Source organism: Streptomyces sp. HUAS MS02 (assembly GCF_055702265.1).
The window spans coordinates 3,476,991-3,501,035 of the sequence record NZ_CM146747.1; the positions used below are offsets into that span (position 1 = coordinate 3,476,991).

General features: G+C 70.5%; 24 protein-coding genes. 11 read left to right on the top strand and 13 right to left on the bottom strand.

The window, feature by feature from the left end; genetic code table 11:
* Nucleotides 1-3: 3 nt before the first annotated feature.
* Together ACZ9QC_RS14745 and ACZ9QC_RS14750 are read left to right on the top strand one after the other, a co-directional pair.
* Entirely contained in the window at nt 4-1,440 is a 1,437-nt protein-coding gene (locus ACZ9QC_RS14745) for an aldehyde dehydrogenase family protein (RefSeq protein WP_467292388.1), read from the top strand.
* Entirely contained in the window at nt 1,433-2,320 is an 888-nt protein-coding gene (locus ACZ9QC_RS14750) for an aldehyde dehydrogenase family protein (protein ID WP_472920556.1), read from the top strand. The genes ACZ9QC_RS14745 and ACZ9QC_RS14750 overlap by 8 nt, the downstream gene beginning before the upstream one ends.
* Before the next feature lie 102 nt (nt 2,321-2,422).
* Here ACZ9QC_RS14750 and ACZ9QC_RS14755 read toward each other — a convergent pair whose 3' ends face one another.
* On the bottom strand, nt 2,423-2,833 hold the full coding sequence (locus tag ACZ9QC_RS14755) for a hypothetical protein (RefSeq protein WP_472920557.1): 411 nt from the start codon (nt 2,831-2,833) through the stop codon (nt 2,423-2,425).
* Nucleotides 2,834-2,973: 140 nt separating this feature from the next.
* Here ACZ9QC_RS14755 and ACZ9QC_RS14760 point away from each other — a divergent pair, with 140 nt between their 5' ends.
* Nucleotides 2,974-3,603, top strand: a complete 630-nt coding sequence (locus ACZ9QC_RS14760; RefSeq protein WP_472920558.1) for a uridine kinase family protein — start codon at nt 2,974-2,976, stop codon at nt 3,601-3,603.
* A 242-nt stretch (nt 3,604-3,845) separates the two neighbouring features.
* Here the strand turns inward: ACZ9QC_RS14760 and ACZ9QC_RS14765 are convergent, their stop codons facing one another.
* Complete coding sequence (locus ACZ9QC_RS14765) at nt 3,846-4,613, bottom strand: SigE family RNA polymerase sigma factor (RefSeq protein ID WP_472920559.1); 768 nt, start codon at nt 4,611-4,613, stop codon at nt 3,846-3,848.
* A 265-nt stretch (nt 4,614-4,878) separates the two neighbouring features.
* On the opposite strand from ACZ9QC_RS14765, the gene afsQ1 reads away from it, so the two are divergent.
* From afsQ1 to ACZ9QC_RS14790, 5 genes are all read left to right on the top strand, one after another.
* Nucleotides 4,879-5,556 (top strand): two-component system response regulator AfsQ1, encoded by a 678-nt coding sequence (gene afsQ1 / locus ACZ9QC_RS14770; RefSeq protein ID WP_013001223.1) that lies wholly within the window; start codon nt 4,879-4,881, stop codon nt 5,554-5,556.
* A 47-nt stretch (nt 5,557-5,603) separates the two neighbouring features.
* Nucleotides 5,604-7,154 (top strand): ATP-binding protein, encoded by a 1,551-nt coding sequence (locus tag ACZ9QC_RS14775; protein ID WP_472920560.1) that lies wholly within the window; start codon nt 5,604-5,606, stop codon nt 7,152-7,154.
* Nucleotides 7,151-7,774 carry a hypothetical protein gene (locus ACZ9QC_RS14780; RefSeq protein ID WP_472920561.1) on the top strand — a complete coding sequence of 208 codons (624 nt, stop codon included), beginning with the start codon at nt 7,151-7,153 and terminating at the stop codon, nt 7,772-7,774. Before ACZ9QC_RS14775 ends, ACZ9QC_RS14780 begins: the two co-directional genes overlap by 4 nt.
* 219 nt (nt 7,775-7,993) lie before the next feature.
* Nucleotides 7,994-8,548 (top strand): VanZ family protein, encoded by a 555-nt coding sequence (locus ACZ9QC_RS14785; RefSeq protein WP_467292375.1) that lies wholly within the window; start codon nt 7,994-7,996, stop codon nt 8,546-8,548.
* Between the two features lie 122 nt (nt 8,549-8,670).
* Nucleotides 8,671-8,871 carry a PspC domain-containing protein gene (locus tag ACZ9QC_RS14790; protein WP_037694490.1) on the top strand — a complete coding sequence of 67 codons (201 nt, stop codon included), beginning with the start codon at nt 8,671-8,673 and terminating at the stop codon, nt 8,869-8,871.
* A 105-nt stretch (nt 8,872-8,976) separates the two neighbouring features.
* Here ACZ9QC_RS14790 and ACZ9QC_RS14795 read toward each other — a convergent pair whose 3' ends face one another.
* Complete coding sequence (locus ACZ9QC_RS14795) at nt 8,977-9,348, bottom strand: ATP-binding protein (protein ID WP_472920562.1); 372 nt, start codon at nt 9,346-9,348, stop codon at nt 8,977-8,979.
* 133 nt (nt 9,349-9,481) lie between these two features.
* Entirely contained in the window at nt 9,482-10,645 is a 1,164-nt protein-coding gene (locus ACZ9QC_RS14800) for an adenosine deaminase (RefSeq protein WP_472920563.1), read from the bottom strand.
* A 113-nt stretch (nt 10,646-10,758) separates the two neighbouring features.
* On the opposite strand from ACZ9QC_RS14800, the gene ACZ9QC_RS14805 reads away from it, so the two are divergent.
* Complete coding sequence (locus ACZ9QC_RS14805; RefSeq protein ID WP_472920564.1) at nt 10,759-11,529, top strand: prolyl oligopeptidase family serine peptidase; 771 nt, start codon at nt 10,759-10,761, stop codon at nt 11,527-11,529.
* 70 nt (nt 11,530-11,599) lie between these two features.
* On the opposite strand, the gene ACZ9QC_RS14810 is transcribed toward ACZ9QC_RS14805, so the two are convergent.
* Nucleotides 11,600-12,598 carry a LysR family transcriptional regulator gene (locus ACZ9QC_RS14810; protein ID WP_472920565.1) on the bottom strand — a complete coding sequence of 333 codons (999 nt, stop codon included), beginning with the start codon at nt 12,596-12,598 and terminating at the stop codon, nt 11,600-11,602.
* A gap of 63 nt (nt 12,599-12,661) precedes the next feature.
* Between ACZ9QC_RS14810 and ACZ9QC_RS14815 the strand changes: the two genes are divergently transcribed.
* Together ACZ9QC_RS14815 and ACZ9QC_RS14820 are read left to right on the top strand one after the other, a co-directional pair.
* The gene (locus tag ACZ9QC_RS14815) at nt 12,662-13,927 is read left to right on the top strand and encodes an MFS transporter (protein WP_472920566.1); all 1,266 of its coding nucleotides are present in this window, start codon (nt 12,662-12,664) and stop codon (nt 13,925-13,927) included.
* A gap of 297 nt (nt 13,928-14,224) precedes the next feature.
* Nucleotides 14,225-15,229 (top strand): sigma-70 family RNA polymerase sigma factor, encoded by a 1,005-nt coding sequence (locus ACZ9QC_RS14820; RefSeq protein ID WP_472920567.1) that lies wholly within the window; start codon nt 14,225-14,227, stop codon nt 15,227-15,229.
* Here ACZ9QC_RS14820 and ACZ9QC_RS14825 read toward each other — a convergent pair.
* The 8 genes from ACZ9QC_RS14825 to ACZ9QC_RS14860 all read right to left on the bottom strand — a co-directional run bounded on the left by ACZ9QC_RS14825 (nt 15,122) and on the right by ACZ9QC_RS14860 (nt 24,038).
* The gene (locus tag ACZ9QC_RS14825) at nt 15,122-15,508 is read right to left on the bottom strand and encodes an STAS domain-containing protein (protein WP_472920568.1); all 387 of its coding nucleotides are present in this window, start codon (nt 15,506-15,508) and stop codon (nt 15,122-15,124) included. The two genes, ACZ9QC_RS14820 and ACZ9QC_RS14825, sit on opposite strands and share 108 nt — an antisense overlap.
* Nucleotides 15,509-15,563: 55 nt before the next feature.
* A complete protein-coding gene (locus ACZ9QC_RS14830; protein WP_472921692.1) occupies nt 15,564-16,847 on the bottom strand; it encodes a thymidine phosphorylase in 1,284 nt (427 codons plus the stop codon).
* 80 nt (nt 16,848-16,927) lie between these two features.
* Complete coding sequence (locus ACZ9QC_RS14835) at nt 16,928-17,335, bottom strand: cytidine deaminase (protein WP_472920569.1); 408 nt, start codon at nt 17,333-17,335, stop codon at nt 16,928-16,930.
* Nucleotides 17,332-18,606 carry an ABC transporter permease gene (locus ACZ9QC_RS14840; RefSeq protein ID WP_472920570.1) on the bottom strand — a complete coding sequence of 425 codons (1,275 nt, stop codon included), beginning with the start codon at nt 18,604-18,606 and terminating at the stop codon, nt 17,332-17,334. The genes ACZ9QC_RS14835 and ACZ9QC_RS14840 overlap by 4 nt, the downstream gene beginning before the upstream one ends.
* A complete protein-coding gene (locus tag ACZ9QC_RS14845) occupies nt 18,603-19,739 on the bottom strand; it encodes an ABC transporter permease (protein ID WP_472920571.1) in 1,137 nt (378 codons plus the stop codon). The genes ACZ9QC_RS14840 and ACZ9QC_RS14845 overlap by 4 nt, the downstream gene beginning before the upstream one ends.
* Nucleotides 19,739-21,313 carry an ABC transporter ATP-binding protein gene (locus ACZ9QC_RS14850; protein ID WP_472920572.1) on the bottom strand — a complete coding sequence of 525 codons (1,575 nt, stop codon included), beginning with the start codon at nt 21,311-21,313 and terminating at the stop codon, nt 19,739-19,741. The genes ACZ9QC_RS14845 and ACZ9QC_RS14850 overlap by 1 nt, the downstream gene beginning before the upstream one ends.
* Before the next feature lie 285 nt (nt 21,314-21,598).
* Nucleotides 21,599-22,654 carry a BMP family lipoprotein gene (locus ACZ9QC_RS14855; protein ID WP_472920573.1) on the bottom strand — a complete coding sequence of 352 codons (1,056 nt, stop codon included), beginning with the start codon at nt 22,652-22,654 and terminating at the stop codon, nt 21,599-21,601.
* Nucleotides 22,655-22,979: 325 nt separating this feature from the next.
* Complete coding sequence (locus ACZ9QC_RS14860; protein ID WP_472920574.1) at nt 22,980-24,038, bottom strand: BMP family lipoprotein; 1,059 nt, start codon at nt 24,036-24,038, stop codon at nt 22,980-22,982.
* Nucleotides 24,039-24,045 lie beyond the last annotated feature (7 nt).

The window sequence follows — 24,045 nt, forward strand, 5'->3', positions numbered from 1 at the left end:
CCCATGGCTTCCGCATTCGAATACGCACCGGCCCCCGAGTCCCGGGCGATCGTCGACATCGCCCCCTCCTACGGCCTGTTCATCGACGGCGAGTTCACCGAGGCCGCCGACGGCAAGGTCTTCAAGACGGTCAGCCCCGCCTCCGAGGAGGTCCTCTCCGAGATCGCCCAGGCGGGCGAGGCGGACGTGGACCGCGCCGTACAGGCCGCCCGCAGGGCGTTCGAGAAGTGGTCGGCCCTGCCCGGCACGGAGCGCGCGAAGTACCTCTTCCGCATCGCCCGCATCATCCAGGAGCGCTCCCGCGAGCTGGCCGTCCTGGAGACCCTCGACAACGGCAAGCCCATCAAGGAGACCCGCGACGCCGACCTCCCCCTGGTCGCCGCGCACTTCTTCTACTACGCGGGCTGGGCCGACAAGCTCGACCACGCCGGCTACGGCGCGAACCCCCGCCCCCTCGGCGTGGCGGGCCAGGTCATCCCCTGGAACTTCCCGCTCCTGATGCTGGCGTGGAAGATCGCCCCGGCCCTGGCGACGGGCAACACGGTCGTCCTGAAGCCCGCGGAGACCACCCCCCTCTCGGCGCTGTTCTTCGCGGACATCTGCCGTCAGGCGGGCCTGCCCAAGGGCGTCGTCAACATCCTCCCCGGTTACGGCGACACGGGCGCGGCCCTGGTCGCGCACCCGGACGTCAACAAGGTCGCCTTCACCGGCTCCACCGCGGTCGGCAAGCAGATCGCGAAGACGGTCGCGGGCACCCGCAAGAAGCTCACCCTCGAACTGGGCGGCAAGGGCGCGAACATCGTCTTCGACGACGCGCCCATCGACCAGGCCGTCGAGGGCATCGTGAACGGCATCTTCTTCAACCAGGGCCAGGTCTGCTGCGCGGGATCCCGCCTGCTGGTCCAGGAGTCGATCCAGGACGAGCTGCTCGACTCCCTCAAGCGCCGTCTGTCCACCCTCCGTCTCGGCGACCCGCTGGACAAGAACACGGACATCGGCGCGATCAACTCCGAGGAGCAGCTCACCCGGATCACCTCGCTCGTCGAGCGCGGCGAGTCGGAGGGCGCCGAGCGCTGGTCCCCGGCCTGCGAACTGCCCACCTCCGGCTACTGGTTCGCCCCGACGCTCTTCACGAACGTCACGCAGGCGCACACCATCGCCCGTGACGAGATCTTCGGCCCGGTCCTCTCCGTCCTCACCTTCCGCACCCCGGACGAGGCGGTCGCCAAGGCCAACAACACCCAGTACGGCCTGTCGGCGGGCATCTGGACCGAGAAGGGCTCCCGGATCCTGGCCGTCGCGAACAAGCTGCGCGCGGGTGTCGTCTGGTCCAACACGTTCAACAAGTTCGACCCGACGTCGCCGTTCGGCGGCTACAAGGAGTCGGGCTTCGGCCGCGAGGGCGGCCGCCACGGCCTGGAGGCGTACCTCGATGTCTGACCGCTTGACTGTCTTCAAGACCTACAAGCTGTACGTCGGCGGGAAGTTCCCGCGTTCCGAGAGCGGCCGGGTGTACGAGGTGACGGACTCCAAGGGCAACTGGCTGGCGAACGCGCCGCTCTCCTCCCGCAAGGACGCCCGTGACGCGGTCGTGGCCGCGCGCAAGGCGTTCGGCGCCTGGTCGGGAGCCACGGCCTACAACCGCGGCCAGATCCTCTACCGCGTGGCCGAGATGCTGGAGGGCCGCAGGGCGCAGTTCGTCCACGAGGTGGCCGACGCGGAGGGCCTGTCGAAGTCGAAGGCGGCGGCCCAGGTGGAGGCCACGATCGACCGCTGGGTCTGGTACGCGGGCTGGACCGACAAGATCGCCCAGGTCGTCGGCGGCGGAAACCCGGTCGCGGGCCCGTACTTCAACCTGTCCTCCCCCGAACCGACGGGCGTGGTGGCGGTCCTGGCCCCCCAGGAGTCGTCGTTCCTGGGCCTGGTCTCGGTCCTCGCCCCGGTGATCGCGACGGGCAACACGGCCGTGGTCGTGGCCTCGGAGCGCTCCCCCCTCCCGGCCCTCTCCCTCGGCGAGGTCCTGGCCACCTCCGACGTCCCCGGCGGCGTGGTCAACGTCCTCTCCGGTCGTACGGCGGAGATCGCGGCCCCTCTCGCCGCCCACCAGGACGTCAACGCGATCGACCTGGCCGGCGCGGACGACGTCCTGGCGAAGGAACTGGAGATCGCCGCGGCCGACAACCTCAAGCGCGTCCTGCGTCCACAGCCTGTGGACGACTGGTCGGCCACGCCCGGCATCGACCGTATGACGGCGTTCCTGGAGACGAAGACGGTCTGGCACCCGACGGGGTCGCTGGGCGCGTCGGGTTCGGCGTACTGAGAGAGCGCCCCGTGAGGGGCGCGGGGAACTGCGCGACCAGCCACGGACGGCCCGCACCGTCTCCGAGGACCGCGCAGTTCCCCCACCGACTCTCCGCTCCCGTCAGCCTTGCAGTCCGCTCACCACCGACCCCACCACCGGAATGCTCCCGACCGACGGCGCCTGCGCCACCGGTCCGGTCAGCGCCGTCGACGTCAGCGGCTGGAAGTCGGCCAACTGCGTCCCCACGCCGTTGTCGAGAGGATCGACCCCGGTGCCCGCCAGCGGGTTGGGCTTGAGCCCCGCGACCGGCCCGGTGACGTAACCGACCGTGCCGGTCAGGGCCTGCAGGCCCGCCTGCGGGTCGATCTTCCCCAGCGACGTGGGCCGGGTGCGCAGCACGTCGACGACCGGGGCCGCGTCGTCCGCCGCGGCGGCCGTGCCCGCGCCCGCGCCGAGCGCGACCCCGGCGGTGGCGGCGGCCAGCAACGCGCGCCGGGCGGTGGAGTTCTGGGGAGCCGAGTGTCGAGCCATCAGGGGTGCCACCTTCTGCTGCGTGTTCCTCTTGCGGAAAGTAATCATAGAGACACGTACGGTAGTTGAGGTGTGATGTGCGCTCCAAGGGCGACCCGCCGTCTCGGCGGGAGCCGCGCGATGCCTCACACTGGACTCTCGTGAGTTCGCATCCTCCGATACCGACCCGAGTCGTCCTGCTGTCCGGTCCGTCCGGCTCGGGCAAGTCCCTCCTCGCCGCCCGCTCCGGCCTGCCCGTGCTGCGGCTCGACGACTTCTACAAGGAGGGCGACGACCCGACGCTGCCGCTGGTGGAGGGCAGCACGGACATCGACTGGGACCACCCGCTGTCATGGGACGCGGACACCGCCGTCGCGGCGATCGGGGACCTGTGCCGGACGGGCGGGACGACCGTCCCGACGTACGACATCTCCCTCAGCGCACGGACGGGCGCTGAGGCCCTGCACATCGGGCGGACGCCGGTGTTCATCGCCGAGGGCATCTTCGCCGCCGAGATCGTCGAACGCTGCCGTGAACTCGGGCTGCTGGCGGACGCGCTCTGTCTGACCCGTGGTCCGGTGAAGACCTTCCGCCGCCGTTTCCTGCGCGACCTCAAGGAGGGCCGCAAGTCGGTGCCGTTCCTGCTGCGCCGCGGCTGGCGGCTGATGCGGCTGGAGCGTTCGATCGTGGCCCGGCAGACGGAGTTGGGCGCCCACCCCTGCGACCGGGACGAGGCGCTGGGCCGGCTGGCGGCGGCCGCCGCCGGCCGCGTCGCGAAGGCCCCCGCCTGAGCCCGAGCCTGTGAGCGCGAGGCCCTGAGCACGAGGCTTTGAGCGCGCGGCTTTGAGCCCGACGCCGGACATGAAAGCGGGACTGGACGGACCCCCCGGCCCTCCAGTCCCGCTTCCCCCGTGGTCCCCCCACGTGTCACACCGGCGCCCCCCAGCGCCGCCGTGACGTTCCCCGTTCCCCCGTGCTCCCCCGATTTCCCCCGTACCCCCCGCTTCCCCCGTTACCTGCTCCCCCCAGACCCTCAGGCGACAAGCTCCCCGAAGGACTCCTCCTCGTCACGGCCGAAGCTGAGGACCTCGTCCTCACGCAGCCGGCGGAGGGACCGCCAGATGCTGGACTTCACCGTGCCGACACTGATGTCGAGGATCTCCGCGATCTCCGGGTCGGTACGGCCCTCGTAGTAACGCAGGACCAGCATCGTCCGCTGGAGTTCGGGGAGCCGGGCGAGCGCCTGCCACAGGACGGCGCGCAGTTCGGTGCCGCGCATCGCGTCCGTGTCACCGGCGGTCTCCGGCAGCTCCTCGGTCGGGTACTCGTTCAGCTTGCGGCGGCGCCACGCGCTGATGTGCAGATTGGTCATGGTGCGGCGGAGGTAGCCCCCGACCGCGGCCTTGTCACTGATCCGGTCCCACGCCCGGTAGGTCGAGAACAGCGCGCTCTGCAGCAGGTCCTCGGCCTCGAAGCGGTCTCCGGTGAGGTGGTAGGCGGTTGCGTACAGGGAGGCACGACGCTCCTGGACGTAGGCGGTGAACTCCGCCTCCGACACAGACCGGCGTTCCCCCGTGCCCTCCCCGTACGCGGTCCCCGTTCCCCCGTGGGCGACCCCCGTTGCCCCCGTGGTGCTTCCCCCCACGTGTGCGTCAACCACCGACATCAACGTGGTGTGCTGACGCCCGGTGCCGCGAGCGCACCCCCGCCCGCTCACGGCACCGGACTTCTCCGTGCTCCGGACGACGTCGTGGAGCCGCGTGACAACTGCGCTAGTGCTGGTGCTGTGCAGCGTGTTCATCTCGCGCCCCCCGTCGTGGAGTTCCGGTCTTCGGCCTGCTTGCTTGCCTGTGCCGAAAAGATTGCCGGTTCACCTTCATGGCTCTGTCCGCCGACTGTCACAGACCTGTCACAGGGGTCGGACCCCTGGGCACGGCCCAGGCGGGGCACAGGTCGATCACAGAGCAGAGTCGTACGGCTACGCGAACGGCACGATCGTGTGCGGGTGTCGGGTGGGAGCGCTCCAACGGTCGATTCGGCGCCATGCCATGGGCCAGAATGAGCCCGTGCCTTCCCTGTTGCTGATCGAGGACGACGACGCCATCCGCACGGCCCTGGAGCTCTCACTGACGCGCCAGGGGCACCGTGTCGCCACCGCCGCCACCGGCGAGGATGGTCTCAAGCTGCTGCGCGAACAGCGGCCGGATCTGATCGTTTTGGACGTGATGCTGCCCGGGATCGACGGCTTCGAGGTGTGCCGGCGGATCCGGCGCACCGACCAGCTGCCGATCATCCTGCTCACCGCGCGCAGCGACGACATCGACGTCGTGGTGGGCCTGGAGTCGGGCGCGGACGACTACGTGGTCAAGCCCGTGCAGGGGCGGGTGCTGGACGCCCGGATCCGCGCGGTGCTGCGGCGCGGTGAGCGCGAGGCCAACGACGCGGCGACCTTCGGCTCCCTCGTGATCGACCGCGCGGCGATGACCGTGACGAAGAACGGCGAGGACCTCCAGCTCACGCCCACCGAGCTGCGGCTGCTCCTGGAGCTGAGCCGCCGCCCGGGACAGGCCCTGTCCCGGCAGCAGTTGCTGCGTCTGGTGTGGGAGCACGACTACCTGGGCGACTCCCGCCTGGTGGACGCGTGTGTGCAGCGGCTGCGCGCCAAGGTCGAGGACGTACCGTCGTCGCCGACCCTGATCCGTACCGTGCGCGGCGTGGGCTACCGGTTGGACACGCCTCAGTGACGAAGGCCCGAGGGGGGAGCCGCGGCTGGGCCGCGGCTCGCAGGACAGTGCAGTCCCGGATCCGTTTCACCAGTCTCCGGCTGCGTCTGGTGGTCGTCTTCGGCCTGGTGGCGCTCACGGCCGCAGTGTCGGCGTCCGGTATCGCCTACTGGCTCAACCGCGAGGCCGTGCAGACCCGCGCGCAGGACGCGGCGCTCAACGACTTCGAGCGTGAGATGCAGAGCCATGTGAGCACGCTGCGACCCAACCCGACGCAGGACCAACTGCGCGTCGCGGCGCGCAAGATGGCGGACGGCGGCGAGCGCTCCAGCGTGCTGCTGATCGCCGAGGGCGCCGACGGCGAGACGGTCTCCGGATCCTCCACCGACAATGCGCTCACCGGTTTCTCGCTGGAGGACGTGCCCGCGTCCCTGCAGAAGGCCGTCAACAAGCGGCAGAAGCTGACCTCGGGCAACAAGCACGCGTACCACGTGTACTGGCAGCGGGTCATCGACGGCGACACCCCCTATCTGGTGGGCGGCGCGAAGATGATCGGCGGCGGGCCGACCGGCTACATGCGCAAGTCCCTCGCGGAGGAGGCGAAGGACCTCAACTCCCTCGCCTGGTCCCTCGGTATCGCCACGGGCCTGTCGCTGATCGGCTCGGCGCTGCTCGCGCAGGCAGCCGCGACCACGGTCCTGAAGCCGGTGCAGCGCCTCGGGGTTGCCGCCCGCCGCCTCGGCGAGGGCAAGCTCGACACCCGGCTGCGTGTCTCCGGCACGGACGAACTGGCCGACCTCTCCCGGACCTTCAACCTCGCGGCGGAGTCCCTGGAGAAGAAGGTCGACGACATGAGCGCCCGCGAGGAGGCCTCCCGCCGCTTCGTCGCCGACATGTCCCACGAACTCCGTACGCCGCTGACGGCGATCACCGCCGTCACGGAGGTGCTGGAGGAGGAGCTGGACGCCGACACCGGCAGCCTCGACCCCATGATCGAACCGGCGGTACGGCTCGTCGTCAGCGAGACCCGGCGCCTGAACGACCTGGTCGAGAACCTGATGGAGGTCACCCGCTTCGACGCGGGCACGGCCCGGCTCGTCCTGGACGACGTCGACATCGCCGACCAGATCACCGCCTGCATCGACGCCCGCGCCTGGCTGGACGCGGTGGAACTGGACGCCGAGCGCGGCATCATCACCAACCTGGACCCGCGCCGCCTGGACGTGATCCTGGCGAACCTGATCGGCAACGCGCTCAAGCACGGCGGCTCCCCGGTGCGCGTCTCGGTGCGCACGGAGGGCGAGAACCTGTTCATCGAGGTCCAGGACCACGGCCCCGGCATCCCCGAGGACGTCCTCCCGCACGTCTTCGACCGCTTCTACAAGGCGAGCGCCTCCCGCCCGCGCTCCGAGGGCAGCGGCCTCGGCCTGTCCATCGCCCTGGAGAACGCCCACATCCACGGCGGCGAGATCACCGCCGCCAACTCCCCCAAGGGCGGCGCGGTCTTCACCCTGCGCCTGCCCCGCGACGCGGCCTCCCTGGTCGCGAAGGAACGGGACGAGCGGGACGGCGATCAGGGCGACGGCGGCCCGGCGGGCACCGAGGGGGACAGCCAGTGACGATACGAAGCGTGCACGGCGTACGGCTCCTGGCGGCGACCGGGGCGCTCGCCGGCCTGCTCACCGGCTGCGGCATCCGGGCCACGCAGGTACCGACGGACTTCGGGCCGGCGCCCTCGATGGTGCCGTGCGAGCTGTCGGTGTCGGACATCGCGACCCAGGCCACCCCGTCCGGGATGCCGGTCGAGGTGTTCCTGCTCTGCTCGGGGGCGCTCGTCCGGGTCAACCGCTCGGTGCAGGTCGCCGAGGGCACCGAGGAAGCGCAGCGGCGGGTCGTCGTCGCCCAGGGCCTGCTGGACGCCCTGGCCGGCGACCCCAGCGACGTCGAGGACGAGGTCGGCTACAGCACGGCCGTCCCGCCCGGCCTCACGGTGTCGGGCCCCGCCCCGGGCGACCCCGAGGACACCCTCCGCCTGTCCACCGCCCCCGGCTCCCTCCCGAAGTACGCCCTCGCCCAGATCGTCTGCACCTTCGCCGACTCCGCCGCCGCCGGCGACAACGGCTCGGTCGTCCTGGGCGGCACCGGCGCGGCCTCCCTACGCCGCTACGAGTGCACCCAGGAGACCCAGTCGGCCCCGGGAGAGGGCAACCCGCCGTCCGAGGAGATCGACGGGTCCTGAGCCACCCGTCCGACACCCGCTGCCGGGGCAACTGCACAAGAGCCGGCGAGTGAGCCGAAGGGGCGCGCCTGTGTCGAGAGCGTGAGCGCGCGGAGGCCCCGACGAAGGAGGGGTCGAGCACGGTCACGCTCTCGACACAGGCTTCTGCGCCCCGGAGGCGAACCGAGCCTCAAAAAAGGGGCTGCAACCGATCGTGCCGGGGGGCGCGTCTTGGGGGGCGTGCAGCCTCAAGGTACGAACGGCGGTAGCGCCGGGGTCCGTGTCCGTGTGGCGGGGGGTGTCCTCCTCGCCGCACATCTCGCGGTCGTTGCCTGGATCACGCTGCGCCCGCTGGACGTCACCTGGATGAGTCCGGCGAATCTGCGGCCCTTCGCGGGGATCAGAGCGGATCTGGCGCTCGGCTGGCCGGAGGCGGCCCACCGCATCGGCGAGGGGCTGGCGCTGCTCGCCCCGCTGGGCGTCCTGCTGCCGATGCTGCACGGCAGGCTCGCCGTGTCGCCGCTCGCCTCGCTGGCCCGGTCGGTCGCGGCCGGGGCGCTGCTGTCGCTGGCCATCGAGCTGTTGCAGACCGGGGTGCCCGGTCAGGTCGTGGACATCGACTCGATCCTGCTGAACTCGGTCGGCGTGGGCCTCGCCCATGTCGCGGTCGTTCCGGCGCTCAGGTCGGCGTTGCGGCGGAGGGCGAAGACGCGGGTGGGGGCGGCCCGGCTGCTCCCCGAGGAGCTGTCTCAGGGTCGGACCCCGACGATTCCCAGGGTGGGGATGGCCCCATAGAGGGACGCTTCGTCCGGTTCGTCACCGTAGCGTCGAAGGTGTGGAAAAGAGAGCGGGCCGCTTGGAGGTCCCGTCCCACAGTCGACCTCCGGTCGACGTCCTACGCTGACGAAGGAGCCCCCATGAGCCGCCTTGCCCGCCCCACCGAAGGCCGGATGATCGGCGGAGTGTGCGCCGCGCTGGCACGGCGCTTCGGCACCTCCGCGACCACGATGCGCGTGATCTTCCTCGTGTCGTGTCTGCTTCCCGGCCCGCAGTTCCTGCTCTACATAGCCCTGTGGATCCTGTTCCCCTCCGAGGGCAAGGCCCGCACGGCCTGGTGACGCGCGCCGGACCGGCGGCCGACGACGACCGGCGGCCTCCCGGCGCACACACCGACGGGGCGCCCCCTGCGAAGGGTGCGCCCCGTACGGGTGTCGTGGTGCGCCTCAGGCGGCGGGACCGCCGCCGAGGGGCAGGCCGTTGACGCCGAGGCCCTTGGCGGGGAGGGTCTTGCCGACGGGGAGGCCGCCGAGCAGTCCGGCGACGGGGGCCGTGGGGCCCTCGGCGAGGACGTTGGTGGCGGCGGGCTGGGCGGCTTCGAGGCCGGCGCCGAGCGCGCTCTGCCCCTGGGCGAGGGCGCCGGAGGCGGCCGGCAGCACCCTCGAGACGTTCTCCACGGGCAGTGCCTGGGTGACGGTGCCCAGGGCCTGGGAGGCGTCGGGGGCACCCGGTGCGGCGTTCGCGGCCCCCGCGCCCGCGGCGGCGATGGCGGCACCGACGACGGCGACACCGAGGGTCTTGGCAGCAGACTGCTTCATGTTGAATGCGTCCTTGGAATGCGTTTGACGGGTGGTGAGCGGTGCCGAAACGTAAACACCAAAGTCCCGCCGGAGGCAAACATCGAAAAGCGGCCGCGTCGCCGTCGGCGCGACCGCTTACCGATGCAGCCGATCAGCCCTGTTCGTCGACAGAACCGCTGGTGGAGGCCGTCTGACGGAACAGCCATTCGGATTTCAACTCGGCGTATCCGGGCTTGATCACGTCATTGATCATGGCCAGTCGTTCATCGAAAGGAATGAATGCTGACTTCATAGCATTGACCGAGAACCACTGCATGTCGTCGAGCGTGTAACCGAAAGCGTCGACAAGGTGCTCGAATTCGCGGCTCATGCTGGTGTGGGACATCAGCCGGTTGTCGGTGTTCACGGTGGCCCGGAAGTGCAGTCGCCGCAGCAGCCCGATGGGGTGCTCGGCGTACGAACGGGCGGCGCCGGTCTGGAGGTTGGAGCTGGGGCACAGCTCCAACGGGATGCGCTTGTCGCGGACGTAGGAGGCGAGGCGGCCGAGCTTCACGGAGCCGTCCTCGTGGATCTGGATGTCGTCGATGATGCGGACGCCGTGGCCGAGCCGGTCGGCGCCGCACCACTGCAGGGCCTGCCAGATGGAGGGCAGTCCGAAGGCTTCGCCGGCGTGGATGGTGAAGTGGTTGTTCTCGCGCTTGAGGTACTCGAAGGCGTCGAGGTGGCGGGTGGGCGGGTAACCGGCCTCGGCGCCCGCGATGTCGAAGCCGACGACGCCCAGGTCGCGGTAGCGGTTGGCGAGTTCGGCGATCTCCAGGGCGCGGGCCGCGTGCCGCATGGCGGTGAGCAGGGCGCCGACGCGGATGCGGTGACCGTCGGCCCTGGCCCGTCGCTCGCCTTCCCGGAAGCCCTCGTTGACGGACTCGACGACCTCTTCGAGGGTGAGGCCGCCTTCGAGGTGCTGCTCCGGGGCGTAGCGGATCTCGGCGTAGACGACGCCGTCGACGGCGAGGTCCTCGGCGCACTCGGCGGCGACGCGGAAGAGAGCGTCGCGGGTCTGCATGACGGCGACGGTGTGGGAGAAGGTCTCCAGGTACCGCTCCAGCGAGCCGGAGTCGGCGGCCTCGCGGAACCAGACGCCGAGCCGGTCGGCGTCGGCCTCGGGGAGCTGGGAGTACCCGCTGTCGCGGGCGAGTTCGACGATGGTTCCGGGGCGCAGGCCGCCGTCGAGGTGGTCGTGCAGCAGAACCTTGGGCGCCCGGCGGATCTGGTCCGAGTCCGGGGTGTTACCGGTCGGGTCGGTCTGGTTCGTCATTTTCGTACGATATCTCCTACGCGCGTAGAGCGCCTGTCGGGCGGTTCCGTCGATACCCAACGGTGACCCTCAGGACGGGTGGCGTACACCCTCTCTTCTGACACTGTTCTGTCATGGCGCAGCAAGCAATGCCGGTACGTATGCCCCGACTTGGGCGGACGATCGGCCCGGAGCCGAGCACGGTCAGCGGGGTCGTCCTGCTGCTCCCGGCCGGCGACGAGGCATCCACCCGCAGACCCTCCCCCCTGATGGCCACGGCGTCCGTGCACGCCCTCGGCCGCCGGCTCGCCCGCGCGGGCCGTACGGAGGGGCTGGCCACGCATGTCGTGCACTACCGCTATCGGGGATGGAACGGCTCTCAGGCGCGGCTGGCGCGGGACGCCGAGTGGGCCGCGGACGAGGTCGTCCGGCGTTACGGAGACGTCCCGGTGTGTCTCGCCGGGCTCCACATGGGGGCGCGGGCCGCGCTGCACGCGGGCGGGCACGAGGCCGTCAACTCCGTGCTGGCCATCGCTCCCTGGTTGCCCGAGGAGGATGTGGCGGCGCCGCCCGAACCGGTGAAACAGCTGGCCGGGCGGCGGGTGCTGATCGTGCACGGGACGAACGACGAGCGGGTGGATCCCGAGTTGTCGTTCCGGTTCGCGGCGCGGGCGAAGAAAACGAACCCCGACATCTGCCGGTTCGAGGTGCACGCGGATCGGCACGGGTTGACGCAGTACCGGGACGAGGTGCACGCGTTGGCCGCGGATTTCGTGATGGGGGTGTTGTTCGGGCAGGCGTTCGCGCGGCCCGTGGAGGACGCGCTCGCGGCGCCGCCGCCGTTGGGGTTGCGGATGCCGCTTGCCTCCGGCTTCGGGGGGCGGCGCTCGCATCAGGGTGGTTGATGTCATCTCGCGACCGCGGGCAGTGGGTGGCCGGCCGCGCAGTTCCCGGCGCCCCTGGGTGGGCGGTGGCTCAGCTTGGCAGCAAGTGCCCTCTTCTCGACAGCAGGAACTTCTTGAAGGCTGCCACCGGGGGTGTGTCGGGGTGGCCGTCGAGCCAGGCCACGCCGATTTCGCGGGCCGCTCTCGGGGCGGTGACCGTCAGTTCGACGACGCCCGGTCGTGGGACGGCGGGTGGGGGCAGGAGGGCCACGCCCAGGCCCGCCGCCACCAGGCCCCGTAGGGTCTCCGCCTCCTCGCCCTCGAAGGCGATACGGGGTTTGAAGCCGGCCTCCTTGCAGAGGTCGTCGGTGATGCGGCGCATGCCGTAGCCGGGTTCGAGGGTGACGAAGGTTTCGTCGGCGGCCTCGGCGAGGCGGACCCGCTTGCGGGTGGCGAGGCGGTGGTCGGCGGGGACGACGAGGCGGAGCTTCTGTTCGTCGAGGCGGCGGGCCACCAGGTCGGGGGCGTCCGGGACGGGCGAGGTGAGGCAGAGGTCGAGTTCGCCCGCGCGCAGACGCTCCAGCATGGCCTCGCCGTAGTTCTGGACGAGGCTGAAGCGGACGCGGGGGTGCTCGGCGCGGAAGGCCTGGAGCAGGCCGGGGACGGTCTCGGCGCCCATGGTGTGCAGGAAGCCGAAGGCGACCTTGCCGGTGGCGGGGTCGGCGTCGGCGCGGACCTCGTCGGCGGCGCGTTCGATCTCGGTGAGGGCGCGCTCGACGGAGGTGTGGAAGGTACGGCCGGCGTGGGTGAGGGAGACCGTGCGCCCCCGGCGGGCGAACAGGTCGACGCCCAGGTCCTGTTCCAGGCGGACCATCGCCCGCGACAGCGTCGACTGCGGGACCCGCATCTCGCGCGCGGCCCGGGTGACGTGTTCGGTGCGGGCGACCCCGGCGAAGTAGGCGAGGCGGGGGGCGAGCCGCAGGACGATGTCCTCGATGTCCCCGCCCTGGTCGCCGTGCCCGGTGTGCTCAATGTCTTCTGTGTCACCGGACGGTGACAGTCGCGGCCCTGACCTCTGCTGATGCTTCACGGGAACGATTATGACGGTTCCATGCATTGGACGGATGAATGTCGGCGTACGTAGTTTCGAGGCATGCCTTCCGCGAGTACCGAGGCGCCCACCAGCGTGGGCGCCGGATCAGTCATCACCCCCATCGATTCCCGAGTGGCCCCGGGCGGGCCCGGCTACCGTCGGATGAGCCTCGCGCTGTTCCTCGCGGGTGTCGCGACCTTCGCCCTCCTCTACTCCACGCAGGCGCTGCTGCCGTTGATCTCCGACGGTTTCGGGACGACGGCGAGCGCGGCCAGCTGGACGGTGTCGGCGGCGACGGGTGCGCTGGCGCTGTTCGTGCTGCCGATGAGCGCGCTGTCGGAGCGGTTCGGGCGGCGGACGCTGATGACCGCCTCGCTGGGGGTCGCGGTGACGGTCGGGCTGCTGATCCCCTTCGCGCCCTCGCTGGGGGCGCTGGTGGTGCTGCGGGCCGTGCAGGGTGCCGCGCTGGCCGGGGTGCCGGCCTCGGCCACCGCCTACCTCGCCGAGGAGGTGCGGCCCAAGGCGCTCATCACGGCGATCGGTCTCTTCGTCGCCGGCAACAGCGTCGGCGGCATGAGCGGGCGGGTCGTCACGGGGTGGGTCGCCCAGGAGTGGGGCTGGCGGGTCGCCCTCGGCGTGCTCGGGGTGGTCGCGGTCGGCTGCGCGGTGGCCTTCCGGCTGCTGCTGCCCGCGCCGAGGCACTTCGTGGCCGGGTCGCTGCGGCCCGCGGTGCTGGGCCGTACGGTCCGGGCGCACCTCGCCAACCCGCTGCTGCGCCGGCTGTACGCGATCGGCGCGCTGTTCATGACCGTCTTCGGGGCGGTCTACACGGTGATCGGCTACCGGCTGACCGACGCGCCGTTCTCCCTGCCGCAGGGGGTCATCGGGTCGATCTTCCTGGTGTATCTGGTGGGCACGGTGTCGGCGTCGACCGCCGGGAAGCTGGTGGGGAGGCTGGGGCGCCGGGGCACGCTGTATCTGGCGGGCGGTACGACGACCGCCGGTCTGCTGGTGTCGCTGTCCGACTCGCTCCCGCTGGTCCTGCTCGGACTCGTGCTGATCACCGCCGGGTTCTTCGCCGGGCACGCCGCCGCGTCGTCGGCGGTGAGCCACACGGCGAAGGAGGGGCGGGCGCAGGCGTCGGCGCTGTACCAGTCGGCGTACTACGTGGGTTCCAGCGCGGGCAGCACGTTGGGGGCGGTGGCCTTCCATGCGGGCGGCTGGGGCGGGACGGTTTCGCTGGGGCTGCTGGCTGTGGTGGGGGTTGTGGGGATCACTGTGGTGGGGTCGCGTGCGGCTCGGCGGGGGCCGGTCCCGGTTCACTGAGGTTTTTGGGGTGGGTGGGGCGGGTGGGTCAGCGCGGGTCCGGTGGGGGTTCTCGCGCAGTTCCCCGCGCCCCTGAGAAGCAGGGGCTGCGCCCCGTGCTTTTCAGCTGAAGGGCCGAAGGCCCCTTCAGAGGCGCGGGGAACTGCGCGACCGGCCCCATCGGACCCGCGGGCGACCCACAACCCCCTGACGTGCGCCTTCGCCCCTTCGCCAGGCCATTGTCAGTGGGCTGCGGTAGCTTCCGAGGTGGTGCGCAAGGGTGCGTGCGACGGAGTGAGCCACAGGGGTGGGTTGGCCATGAGTGACGGTACGGCGACGGCGGATCTGGACGTCCGGCTGGAGAAACACCGGGTCGAGCTGACCGGGTACTGCTATCGGATGCTGGGGTCGTCCTTCGAGGCCGAGGACGCCGTGCAGGACACGATGATCAGGGCCTGGCGGAGTTACGAGAAGTTCGAGGGGCGGTCCTCCCTTCGGTCCTGGCTCTACCGGATCGCCACGAACGTCTGTCTCGACATGCTGACCGCGGGGAACAAGCGGGCCCGGCCCATGGATCTCACCGACTCGACGCCGCTCGCGCAGGCCGCCCTCTCCCCCCGCCCCGACAACACCTGGCTGGAGCCGGTGCCGGACGCCCGGGTGCTGCCGACCACCGACGATCCGGCGGAGGCCGCCGTGGCCAAGGAATCCGTGCGGCTGGCGTTCGTCGCGGCGCTGCAGAAGCTGCCGTCCAAGCAGCGGGCGGTGCTCATCCTGCGCGAGGTGCTGGCATGGAAGGCCAGCGAGGTCGCCGAGCTGCTGGACACGTCCGTCGCCTCGGTGAACAGCGCCCTCCAGCGGGCCCGCGCGACCCTCGCCGAGGGCGAGGGGAAGGTCGCGCCGGCCGATGTCTCCGACCCGCTCGACGACGAGCAGCAGAAGCTGCTGGAGCGCTATGTGGCCGCCTTCGAGGGGTACGACATGGCGGCGCTGACGGCCCTGCTGCACGAGGACGCGGTCATGACGATGCCGCCGTTCGACCTGTGGCTGACCGGCACCGACGACATCACCGGCTTCATGACCACGCTCGGCGCGGCCTGCGCCGGATCGCACCTCGTACCGGTCGCGGTGAACGGCCTGCCCGGCTTCGCGCAGTACAAGCCGGACCCGGAGAAGGGCGGCTTCAGCGCGTGGGCGGTGCAGGCGCTGGAGATATCAGAGGGCCGGATCGCCGGATTCCACTGCTTCCTCGACACCGCCCGCTGGTTCCCCCTCTTCGGCCTGCCCCTCCACCTCGAAGGCAAGCCCGACCAGGGCCAGTAGCGCGCGCAGCGCCGGGTCGGGGTCCCGCAGCCGTATCCGGCCCCCGGCCCGGCGGGCGGTGAGCTGCATCCGCGCCAGTACGTCGACGACGGCCAGGCCCGGCGGTCCGACACCGGCGACGTCGCACACCACGGTCCCGCCCCCGGTCTCCTCCAGTCGCGCGCGTACCTCGGCACAGAGCCGAGGCGTCTCGTCCCGGGTGACGGGGCCTGGCAGCACGAGTACGGCGGGTGTCGTCGCGTCCACGACCGGTAGACCGGGGAGCGTCCCGGAACTCATCGCGGAGGCGACCACACCCGCCGTGACCTGCCCGGATCCGCCGGGCTCGGCCGTCTCAGGCGATGCGGTCCAGCACGATCGGGGTCGGGGAGTACGCGGTGCCGGGGGCCGCGATGTCGTACGACCCCCGCACGGCCTCCAGGGCGTAGTCGAAGCGCTCGGGCGTGTCGGTGTGCAGCGTCAGCAGGGGCTGGCCCTCGGTGACCGTGTCGCCGGGCTTGGCGTGCAGCTCGACGCCGGCGGCGGCCTGGACCGGATCCTCCTTGCGGGCGCGTCCGGCGCCGAGACGCCAGGCGGCGATGCCGATGTCGTACGCGTCCAGGCGGGTCAGGACCCCGGAGGCGGTCGCCTTGACCACGTGCTGCTCCCGCGAGGTCGGCAACGGAGCGTCCGGGTCACCGCCCTGGGCGGCGATCATGCGGCGCCAGGCGTCCATCGCCGAGCCGTCGGCCAGGGCCTTCGCCGGGTCGGCGTCCTTCACCCCGGCCGCGTCGAGCATTTCGCGGGCGAGGGCGACGGTCAGCTCGACGACGTCCGCCGGGCCGCCGCCCGCCAGGACCTCGACCGACTCGCGGACCTCGAGGGCGTTGCCGGCGGTGAGACCGAGGGGTGTCGACATGTCCGTCAGGAGGGCGACGGTCTTCACGCCGTGGTCGGTGCCGAGGCCGACCATCGTCGACGCCAGTTCCCGGGCGTCCTCGATGGTCTTCATGAAGGCGCCGGTGCCGACCTTCACGTCCAGGACGAGGGAGCCCGTGCCCTCGGCGATCTTCTTCGACATGATCGAGGAGGCGATCAGCGGGATGGCCTCGACCGTGCCCGTGACGTCGCGGAGCGCGTAGAGCTTCTTGTCCGCCGGGGCCAGGCCGTCGCCCGCCGCGCAGATGACCGCGCCGACCTCGTCCAGGACGTTCAGCATCTCCTCGTTGGAGAGCAGGGCGCGCCAGCCGGGGATGGACTCCAGCTTGTCCAGGGTGCCGCCGGTGTGGCCGAGGCCCCGGCCGGAGAGCTGCGGTACCGCCGCGCCGCAGGCCGCCACCAGCGGCGCCAGGGGCAGGGTGATCTTGTCGCCGACGCCGCCCGTGGAGTGCTTGTCGGCGGTGGGGCGGGACAGGGACGAGAAGTCCATGCGCTCGCCGGAGGCGATCATCGCGGCCGTCCAGCGGGCGATCTCGCGGCGGTCCATGCCGTTGAGGAGGATCGCCATGTTGAGGGCGGCCATCTGGTAGTCGGCGACCTCGCCGCGGGTGTACGCGTCGATGACCCAGTCGATCTGCTCGTCGCTGAGCTCGCCGCGGTCCCGCTTGGTGCGGATGACTGAGATGGCGTCCATCGACAAAGACGTCATGGCTGTCCTTCCAAAGATCTGCGAAAGTGCGCGGCCCCTCCGACCGTTCGTCAGGAGGGGCCGCACGGGAGTTACTTGGTGAGATGGCCCGGGCCGAAGGCCTGGGGCAGCATCTCCGACAGGGGCAGGATTCCCGCCGGGGTCTCCAGCAGCAGGCCGGGTCCGCCGAACTCGTACAGCAGCTGTCGGCAGCGGCCGCAGGGCACGAGGATCTCGCCCTTGCCGTCGACGCACGTGAAGTGCGTCAGCCGGCCGCCGCCGGTGCGCTGCAGCTCCGAGACCAGTCCGCACTCGGCGCACAGACCGAGGCCGTACGAGGCGTTCTCGACGTTGCAGCCGGAGACCGTGCGGCCGTCGTCGACGCGGGCGGCCACGCCGACCGGGTAGCCCGAGTACGGGGCGTACGCGTGGGACATGGCGTCCCGCGCGACGGCGCGCAGCTCGTCCCAGTCGGCCTCGGCCGGTGCGCCCGCGGTCACTTGCCCTGGCCCTTCCGGTACGGCAGTCCGTCCGCCTTCGGCATCCGCAGCCGTTGTGCGGAGAGAGCGAGGACGATCAGGGTGATGACGTACGGCGTGGCGGCGACGACCTGGTTCGGGACCTCGTTGGTGGTCGCGTACCAGGCGTAGACCAGGGCGCCGACGACGAAGGTGATCGCGGCCGGGACGTACTTCTTGCGCACGGCCTGCCAGATCGCGCCGATGATCAGCAGAAGAGCACCGAGGAGCAGCAGGGCGTGGACGTTCTCGGAGCCGCCGCGCAGGTTGAGGCTGTCGGTGTAGCCGAAGAGGCCGGCGCCGAGGGCGAGACCGCCCGGCATCCAGTTGCCGAAGATCATCGCCGCGAGACCGATGAAGCCGCGGCCGCTGGTCTGGCCCTCCAGGTAGAAGGGGTTGGCGACGATGGAGAGGAAGGCTCCGCCGAGGCCGGCCAGACCGCCGGAGATGATCACGGCGAGGTACTTGTACTTGTAGACGTTGACGCCGAGGGACTCGGCGGCGATGGGGTTCTCACCGCAGGAGCGCAGGCGCAGACCGAAGGCGGAGCGCCACAGGATCCACCAGGTGGCCGGGATCAGTGCGACGGCGACGAGGGTCAGCCACGAGACGTTGGTGACCAGACCGCCGAGCAGGCCGGCGAGGTCGGAGACGAAGAACCAGCCCTTGGAGTTGAGTTCGACCAGTGCGTCCGACAGTCCCGGGATGGTGAAGTCACCGATGGACTCGACCGGCGGGGACTGCTTGGCCGAACCGCCCTGGTGGCCCTCGAAGGCGAGGGGGGCCAGGTAGCGGGTTGCGCCGAGGGCGAGGATGTTGATGGCCACACCGGAGACGATGTGGTTGACGTTGAAGGTGACGGTGACGAAGGCGTGCAGCAGGCCGCCGATCGCGCCGCCGGCGATGCCGACCAGGACGCCGGTCCACGGGCCGTACTGGAAGCCGGCCCAGGCGCCGAACCAGGTGCCGAGGATCATCATGCCTTCGAGGCCGATGTTGACGACGCCCGCGCGCTCGGCCCACAGACCGCCGAGACCGGCGAGGCCGATCGGGACGGCCAGCTCCAGCGCGGTGGACATCTGGCTGACGTTGGTGATGCCGTCGGCGCCGGTGATGATGCGGACGATCGAGGTGAGTGCCAGGACGCCGGCGATGACCAGCAGCAGCACGGGCAGCGACATCTTGCGCCCGGTCGGGGCGGTCGGCTCCAGCGAGGGCTGGTTGAGGTCGGTCGCGGTGGTGCTCGTGGTCATCGGCCCGACACCTCCTTCTTGACGTTGTTGTTGTCGGAGGCGTCCGCGCCGAGGACGTTCCCGGCGGCGAGTTCGGCGCCGACCCGGCGCTGCTGCCGGCGCAGGCCCCACTCGCGGACGGTCTCGTAGGAGACGACGACCGAGAGCACGATCAGGCCCTGCATGATGACCGCGATCTCCTTGTCGTAGCCGTGGAAGTCCAGCTCCGGGGAGGCCTTGTCGAGCCAGGCCCACAGCAGGGCGGCGAAGGCGATGCCGACGGGGCTGTTACGGCCGAGGAGGGCGATGCCGATGCCCAGGAAGCCGATACCGGTGGGGAAGTTGAGGCTGTAGGTGTGGGTGTCGCCCAGCAGGATCGGCAGACCCGCGAGGCCGGCGACGCCGCCGGAGATCAGCATGGCGGTGAGGATCATGCGCTTGGGGTCGACACCGCTGGCCGCGGCGGCCGACTCCGAGGCGCCGGAGGCCCGCAGGTCGAAGCCGAAGCGGGTGCGGTTGATGACGACCCAGTAGCCGACGCCGAGCAGGACGGCGAGGAGCACCAGGCCGTAGATCTCGCCGGCCTTGCCCATGTCGATGCCGGGCACCCAGCCCGACTCGGCCATCTCGCCGGTGGTGTTGTTGTTGCCGACCTTGACGCCGAAGACGTTCGGCAGCCAGAGGTAGCCGATGACGGAGGTGGCGATCGCGTTCAGCATGATCGAGGAGACGACCTCGCTGACACCGCGGGTGACCTTGAGGACACCGACGATGGAGGCCCAGAACGCGCCGGTGCAGATGGCGGTGAGCATCAGCAGCGGGATCTGGAGGAACGCGGGCAGGTCGACATGGGCGCCGACGATCGCGGTCATCATGGCGCCGAGCAGGTACTGGCCGTCGACACCGATGTTGAACAGGTTCATCCGGAAGCCGATGGCCACCGCGAGGGCCGCGATGTAGTACAGCGAGGCCTGGTTGATGATCCGGACCTGGATGTCGGAGAACGTGGCCTGCTCGAACATGATCGTGAACGGCTCGACCGGGTTCTTGCCGGAGGCCAGCAGCACGATCGCGGTCAGCGCGAAGGCCACGGCGAGCGCGAGGACCGGTCCGGCCACCGCGAGGAGCACGCGCTCCTTGTCGAACTTCTTCATCAGCGGGCCTCGTCTTCCTCGGACCCGGACGCGGACTCGTCCGCCGAGGTCTCAGGGGTCTCTTCGTGTTCGAGGTGGCCGGTCACGGCACCGGTCATGGCCGAGCCCAGCTCCTCGGGGGTGATGGTGGCCGGGTCGGCGTCGGCGACCAGCTTGCCGTTGTAGATCACCCGGAGGGTGTCGGACAGGCCGATCAGCTCGTCCAGGTCGGCGGAGATCAGCAGCACGGCCAGGCCCTCGCGGCGGGCCTCGCGGATCTGGTCCCAGATCTGGGCCTGCGCGCCGACGTCCACACCACGGGTGGGGTGGGCGGCGATCAGGAAGCGCGGCTTGTGGCTCATCTCGCGGCCGACGATCAGCTTCTGCTGGTTGCCGCCGGAGAGGGAGGCGGCGGTGACGTCGATGCCGGGGGTGCGGACGTCGTACTCGGCGACGATCCGGCGGGTGTCCTCCTGGGCGGCCTTCGGGTCGAGCCAGACGCCCTTGGCGTTGGGCCGCTCGGTCACATGGCCGAGGATACGGTTCTCCCAGAGGGGGGCCTCCAGGAGCAGACCGTGCCGGTGGCGGTCCTCGGGGATGTAGCCGACGCCCTGCTCGCGGCGCTTGCGGGTGGCCCAGGTGGTGATCTCCTCATCGGCGAGCGAGATCGTGCCGGAGTCGGCGGACTTCAGGCCGATGAGGGCGTCGACCAGTTCGGTCTGGCCGTTGCCCTCGACGCCGGCCAGGCCCAGGACCTCGCCCGCGTGGATGGTGAAGCTGATGTCGTCGAGCAGCGCCTTGCCGCCGACGGCCTCCAGCCGGAGGTCCTTGACGGTGAGGACGGGACGGTCGGTGACCGTGGACTCGGCCGTCTCGGGGGTGGGCAGTTCGCTGCCGACCATCAGCTCGGCGAGCTGGCGCGGAGTGGTCTCGGCGGGGACGGCCGTGCCGACGGTCGTGCCGCGCCGGATGACGGTGATCTCGTCGGCGACGGAGAGCACCTCGCCCAGCTTGTGCGAGATGAAGATGACCGCGAGGCCCTGCGCCTTGAGTTCGCGCAGGTTGGCGAAGAGGGAGTCGACCTCCTGGGGCACCAGGACGGCGGTCGGCTCGTCCAGGATGAGGGTGCGGGCGCCCCGGTAGAGGACCTTGAGGATCTCCACGCGCTGGCGCTCGGCGACGCCCAGTTCCTCGACCAGGACGTCGGGGCGGACCCCGAAGCCGTACCGCTCGGAGATCTCCTTGATCTTGCGGCGGGCCTTGGCACCGATGCCGTGGAGCTTCTCGCTGCCGAGGACCACGTTCTCCAGGACCGTGAGGTTGTCGGCGAGCATGAAGTGCTGGTGCACCATGCCGATGCCGCGCACGATGGCGTCGGCCGGGGAGGAGAACGAGACCTGCTCGCCGTCGACCGCGATGGTGCCCTCGTCCGGCTTCTGCATGCCGTAGAGGATCTTCATCAGGGTGGACTTGCCGGCACCGTTCTCCCCGACGAGGGCGTGGACGGTGCCCTTGCGGACGGTCAGGTGGATGTCGTGGTTGGCCACGACGCCGGGGAATCGCTTGGTGATCCCGGCGAGTTCGACGGCGGTCACCGAGTCGTTGACCGCCGCGTCGGCCGGAGGGCTGCTGGACGCGTTGATGGCGCACTCTCCTGGGAAAGGGGGGTCGTCTACGCGCGTAGCGCCCCTACGGCATCGAAATTGGGCGGCGACGCACCGGGACAACGGGGTACAGGGAGCGATACTCCCCGTGCCCCGTTGAGCGGACGTAACCCCGCGGTTACCGGAGACTTCGGGAGGGCCTCGGTGGTGTCCGAGACCGCCCCTCGGTCGCCCGGCTGCTCGTGCTGTGGCTGGGTGGGTCGGTCGCGACCTGGATCAGCTGGTCTTGACCTTGATCTCGCCGCTGATGATCTTCTCCTTGGCCGTGGCGATGGCCTCCTGGAGCTCGGTGTCGCTCTTGAACTTCGGGTTGGAGTCGGCGAGGCCGACCTCGCCGGTCTTCAGATCGCCCCTGACGATACCGGTCCCCGGCTTGCCGTCCTCGACCGACTTCGCCAGGTTGTACACCGCCTTGGCGACGTCCTTCGTGGCCGAGGTCAGGATGGAGTCCTTGTACGTCGCGAGGGCTTCCTGCTTGTACTGGTCGGAGTCGACGCCGATCGCCCAGATCTTGTTCGCGGCGGCGGCCTCGATCACGCCCTGGCCCGACAGTCCGGCCGCCGCGTACACGACGTCGGCCTTCTTCTCGATCTGGCCCTCGGCGGCCGTCTTGCCCTTGTCGGGGCTGGAGAAGCCGCCCTCCTCGGCCGTCTGGGTGAGGTACTGGGTGAGCACCTTGGCCTTGGGGTTGGTGTCCTTGACGCCCTGCGCGAAGCCCGCCTGGAACTTGTGGATCAGCGGGATGTCCACGCCGCCGACGAAGCCGACCGTGTTGGTCCTGGTGGCCTTCGCCGCCGCGACACCGGCGAGGTACGAGGCCTGCTCCTCGGAGAAGACCAGGTCCGCGACGTTGTCCAGCTGCACCGTGGAGTCGTCCACGATGCCGAAGGTGGTGTCCGGGTACTGCTCGGCTGCGGCCTTCACGGCCGTCGCGTAGGCGTAGCCGACACCGACGACCGGGTTGTAGCCCTGCTTCGCCAGGGAGATCAGGCGCTGCTCCTTGTCGGCGTCCGTCTCGCCCTCGGTGGGCTCGATGTCCTGCGTCTGGTACCCGAACTCCTTCTTCGCCTTCTCCAGGCCCGCGTACGCGGCGTCGTTGAAGGACTGGTCGCCCTTGCCGCCGACGTCGTACGCGATGGCGAGGCCCATGTCGCCCTTGGAGTCGGCCGAGGAGGACGAGGCGTCCGTCGACGTACCGCCGCAGGCGGAGAGGGCGAGTGCGAGGGAGGCGGTCGCTGCGCCTGCGACCGCGAGGCGGGAAACCCGGCGCATTTGTGGTGCTCCTGTCGTACAGCGCCGGGAGGTACTGGGCAGGAGTGCTGCACAGCGTCGGCGCCTTATATGGCTTTCGCCGCAGAGTAACGCGCGTAGACCCTCCGGGTGAAGCCTGGTGGACCACGTTGTTATGGGGCCGTGTTGCAACGTGGGGCGGGGGTGTTGGACGCCAGGGGTGGGGTGGTGTCCGACGAGTCGCGACCGTCCGTGCGTCGTGGCTGGTCGCGCCGTTTCCCGCGCCCCTGAAAGGCTTGGATACGTGAAGCGGGCGGGTGTACAGGTACACCCGCCCGCTGTCAGGACTCTTTCGAAGGTGTGACCGTTACTCGGTCTTCACCTTGATCGTGCCGTCGATGATTTCCTTCTTGGCCTTGGCGACCGCGTCCGAGAGGCCGGCGATCTCGCCCATCTTCGGGTTGGAGTCGGCGAGGCCCACGCCGTCGACCTTCAGGTCGAAGGTCTGGACGCCGGTGAGGGGCTTGTCGTCCTCGACGGACTTGGCGAGGGCGTAGACCGCGCCGCCGACGTCCTTGAGGGCGGAGGTGAGGATGTACTCCTTGTAGGGAGCCAGGGCCTCCTGGTTGTACTGGTCGGAGTCGACGCCGATGGCCCAGACCTTGGCCTTGGCGGCGGCCTCGATGACACCCTGGCCGGAGAGGCCGGCGGCCTGGTAGAGGACGTCCGCGTCCTTCTCGATCTGGCCCTCGGCGGCGGCCTTGCCCTTGTCGGGGCTGGAGAAGCCGCCCTCCTCGGCCGTCTGGGTCAGGTACTGCGAGACGACCTTGACCTTGCCGCCGCTGGTGTCCTCGACGCCCTGCTTGTAGCCGGCCTCGAACTTGTGGATCAGCGGGATGTCCACACCGCCGATGAAGCCCACGGTGTTCGACTTGGTGGCCTTGGCGGCCGCGACACCGGCGAGGTACGAGGCCTCCTGCTCGGCGAAGACGAGGGACGCGACGTTGTCGCCCTCGACGACCGAGTCGACGATGCCGAAGGTGGTGTCCGGGTACTGCTTGGCGGCGGCCTCCATGGCCGGGCCGTAGGCGAAGCCGACACCGATGACCGGGTTGTAGCCCTGCTTGGCCAGGGACTCCAGACGCTGCTGCTTGTCGGCGTCCGTCTCGCCCTCGGTGGGCTCGATGTCCTCGGTCTGGTAACCGAACTCCTTCTGAGCCTTCTCCAGGCCCGCGTACGCGGCGTCGTTGAAGGACTGGTCGCCCTTGCCGCCGATGTCGTACGCGATCGCGAGGCCCTTTTCGCCCTTGCTGGTCTCGCCGCCGTCGCTGCTGCTCTCACTGCTGGTGCCACCACAGGCCGTGGCGGCGAGCGCCAGCGACGCGACCCCCACCGCGACGCGGGTCAGTTTGGAAATCCGACGCATCTTGAAG

Bases quoted from the DNA above. Each gene is read 5' to 3' on its own strand.
- ACZ9QC_RS14765 (WP_472920559.1), bottom strand. From the start codon at position 4,613: ATGAACACGCTGCACAGCACCAGCACTAGCGCAGTTGTCACGCGGCTC.
- ACZ9QC_RS14805 (WP_472920564.1), top strand. From the start codon at position 10,759: ATGGCGCAGCAAGCAATGCCGGTACGTATGCCCCGACTTGGGCGGACG.
- ACZ9QC_RS14790 (WP_037694490.1), top strand. From the start codon at position 8,671: ATGAGCCGCCTTGCCCGCCCCACCGAAGGCCGGATGATCGGCGGAGTG.
- ACZ9QC_RS14825 (WP_472920568.1), bottom strand. From the start codon at position 15,508: ATGAGTTCCGGGACGCTCCCCGGTCTACCGGTCGTGGACGCGACGACA.
- ACZ9QC_RS14800 (WP_472920563.1), bottom strand. From the start codon at position 10,645: ATGACGAACCAGACCGACCCGACCGGTAACACCCCGGACTCGGACCAG.
- ACZ9QC_RS14815 (WP_472920566.1), top strand. From the start codon at position 12,662: ATGCCTTCCGCGAGTACCGAGGCGCCCACCAGCGTGGGCGCCGGATCA.
- ACZ9QC_RS14845 (WP_472920571.1), bottom strand. From the start codon at position 19,739: ATGAAGAAGTTCGACAAGGAGCGCGTGCTCCTCGCGGTGGCCGGACCG.
- ACZ9QC_RS14840 (WP_472920570.1), bottom strand. From the start codon at position 18,606: ATGACCACGAGCACCACCGCGACCGACCTCAACCAGCCCTCGCTGGAG.
- ACZ9QC_RS14750 (WP_472920556.1), top strand. From the start codon at position 1,433: ATGTCTGACCGCTTGACTGTCTTCAAGACCTACAAGCTGTACGTCGGC.
- ACZ9QC_RS14795 (WP_472920562.1), bottom strand. From the start codon at position 9,348: ATGAAGCAGTCTGCTGCCAAGACCCTCGGTGTCGCCGTCGTCGGTGCC.
- ACZ9QC_RS14755 (WP_472920557.1), bottom strand. From the start codon at position 2,833: ATGGCTCGACACTCGGCTCCCCAGAACTCCACCGCCCGGCGCGCGTTG.
- ACZ9QC_RS14820 (WP_472920567.1), top strand. From the start codon at position 14,225: ATGAGTGACGGTACGGCGACGGCGGATCTGGACGTCCGGCTGGAGAAA.
- ACZ9QC_RS14855 (WP_472920573.1), bottom strand. From the start codon at position 22,654: ATGCGCCGGGTTTCCCGCCTCGCGGTCGCAGGCGCAGCGACCGCCTCC.
- ACZ9QC_RS14745 (WP_467292388.1), top strand. From the start codon at position 4: ATGGCTTCCGCATTCGAATACGCACCGGCCCCCGAGTCCCGGGCGATC.
- ACZ9QC_RS14860 (WP_472920574.1), bottom strand. From the start codon at position 24,038: ATGCGTCGGATTTCCAAACTGACCCGCGTCGCGGTGGGGGTCGCGTCG.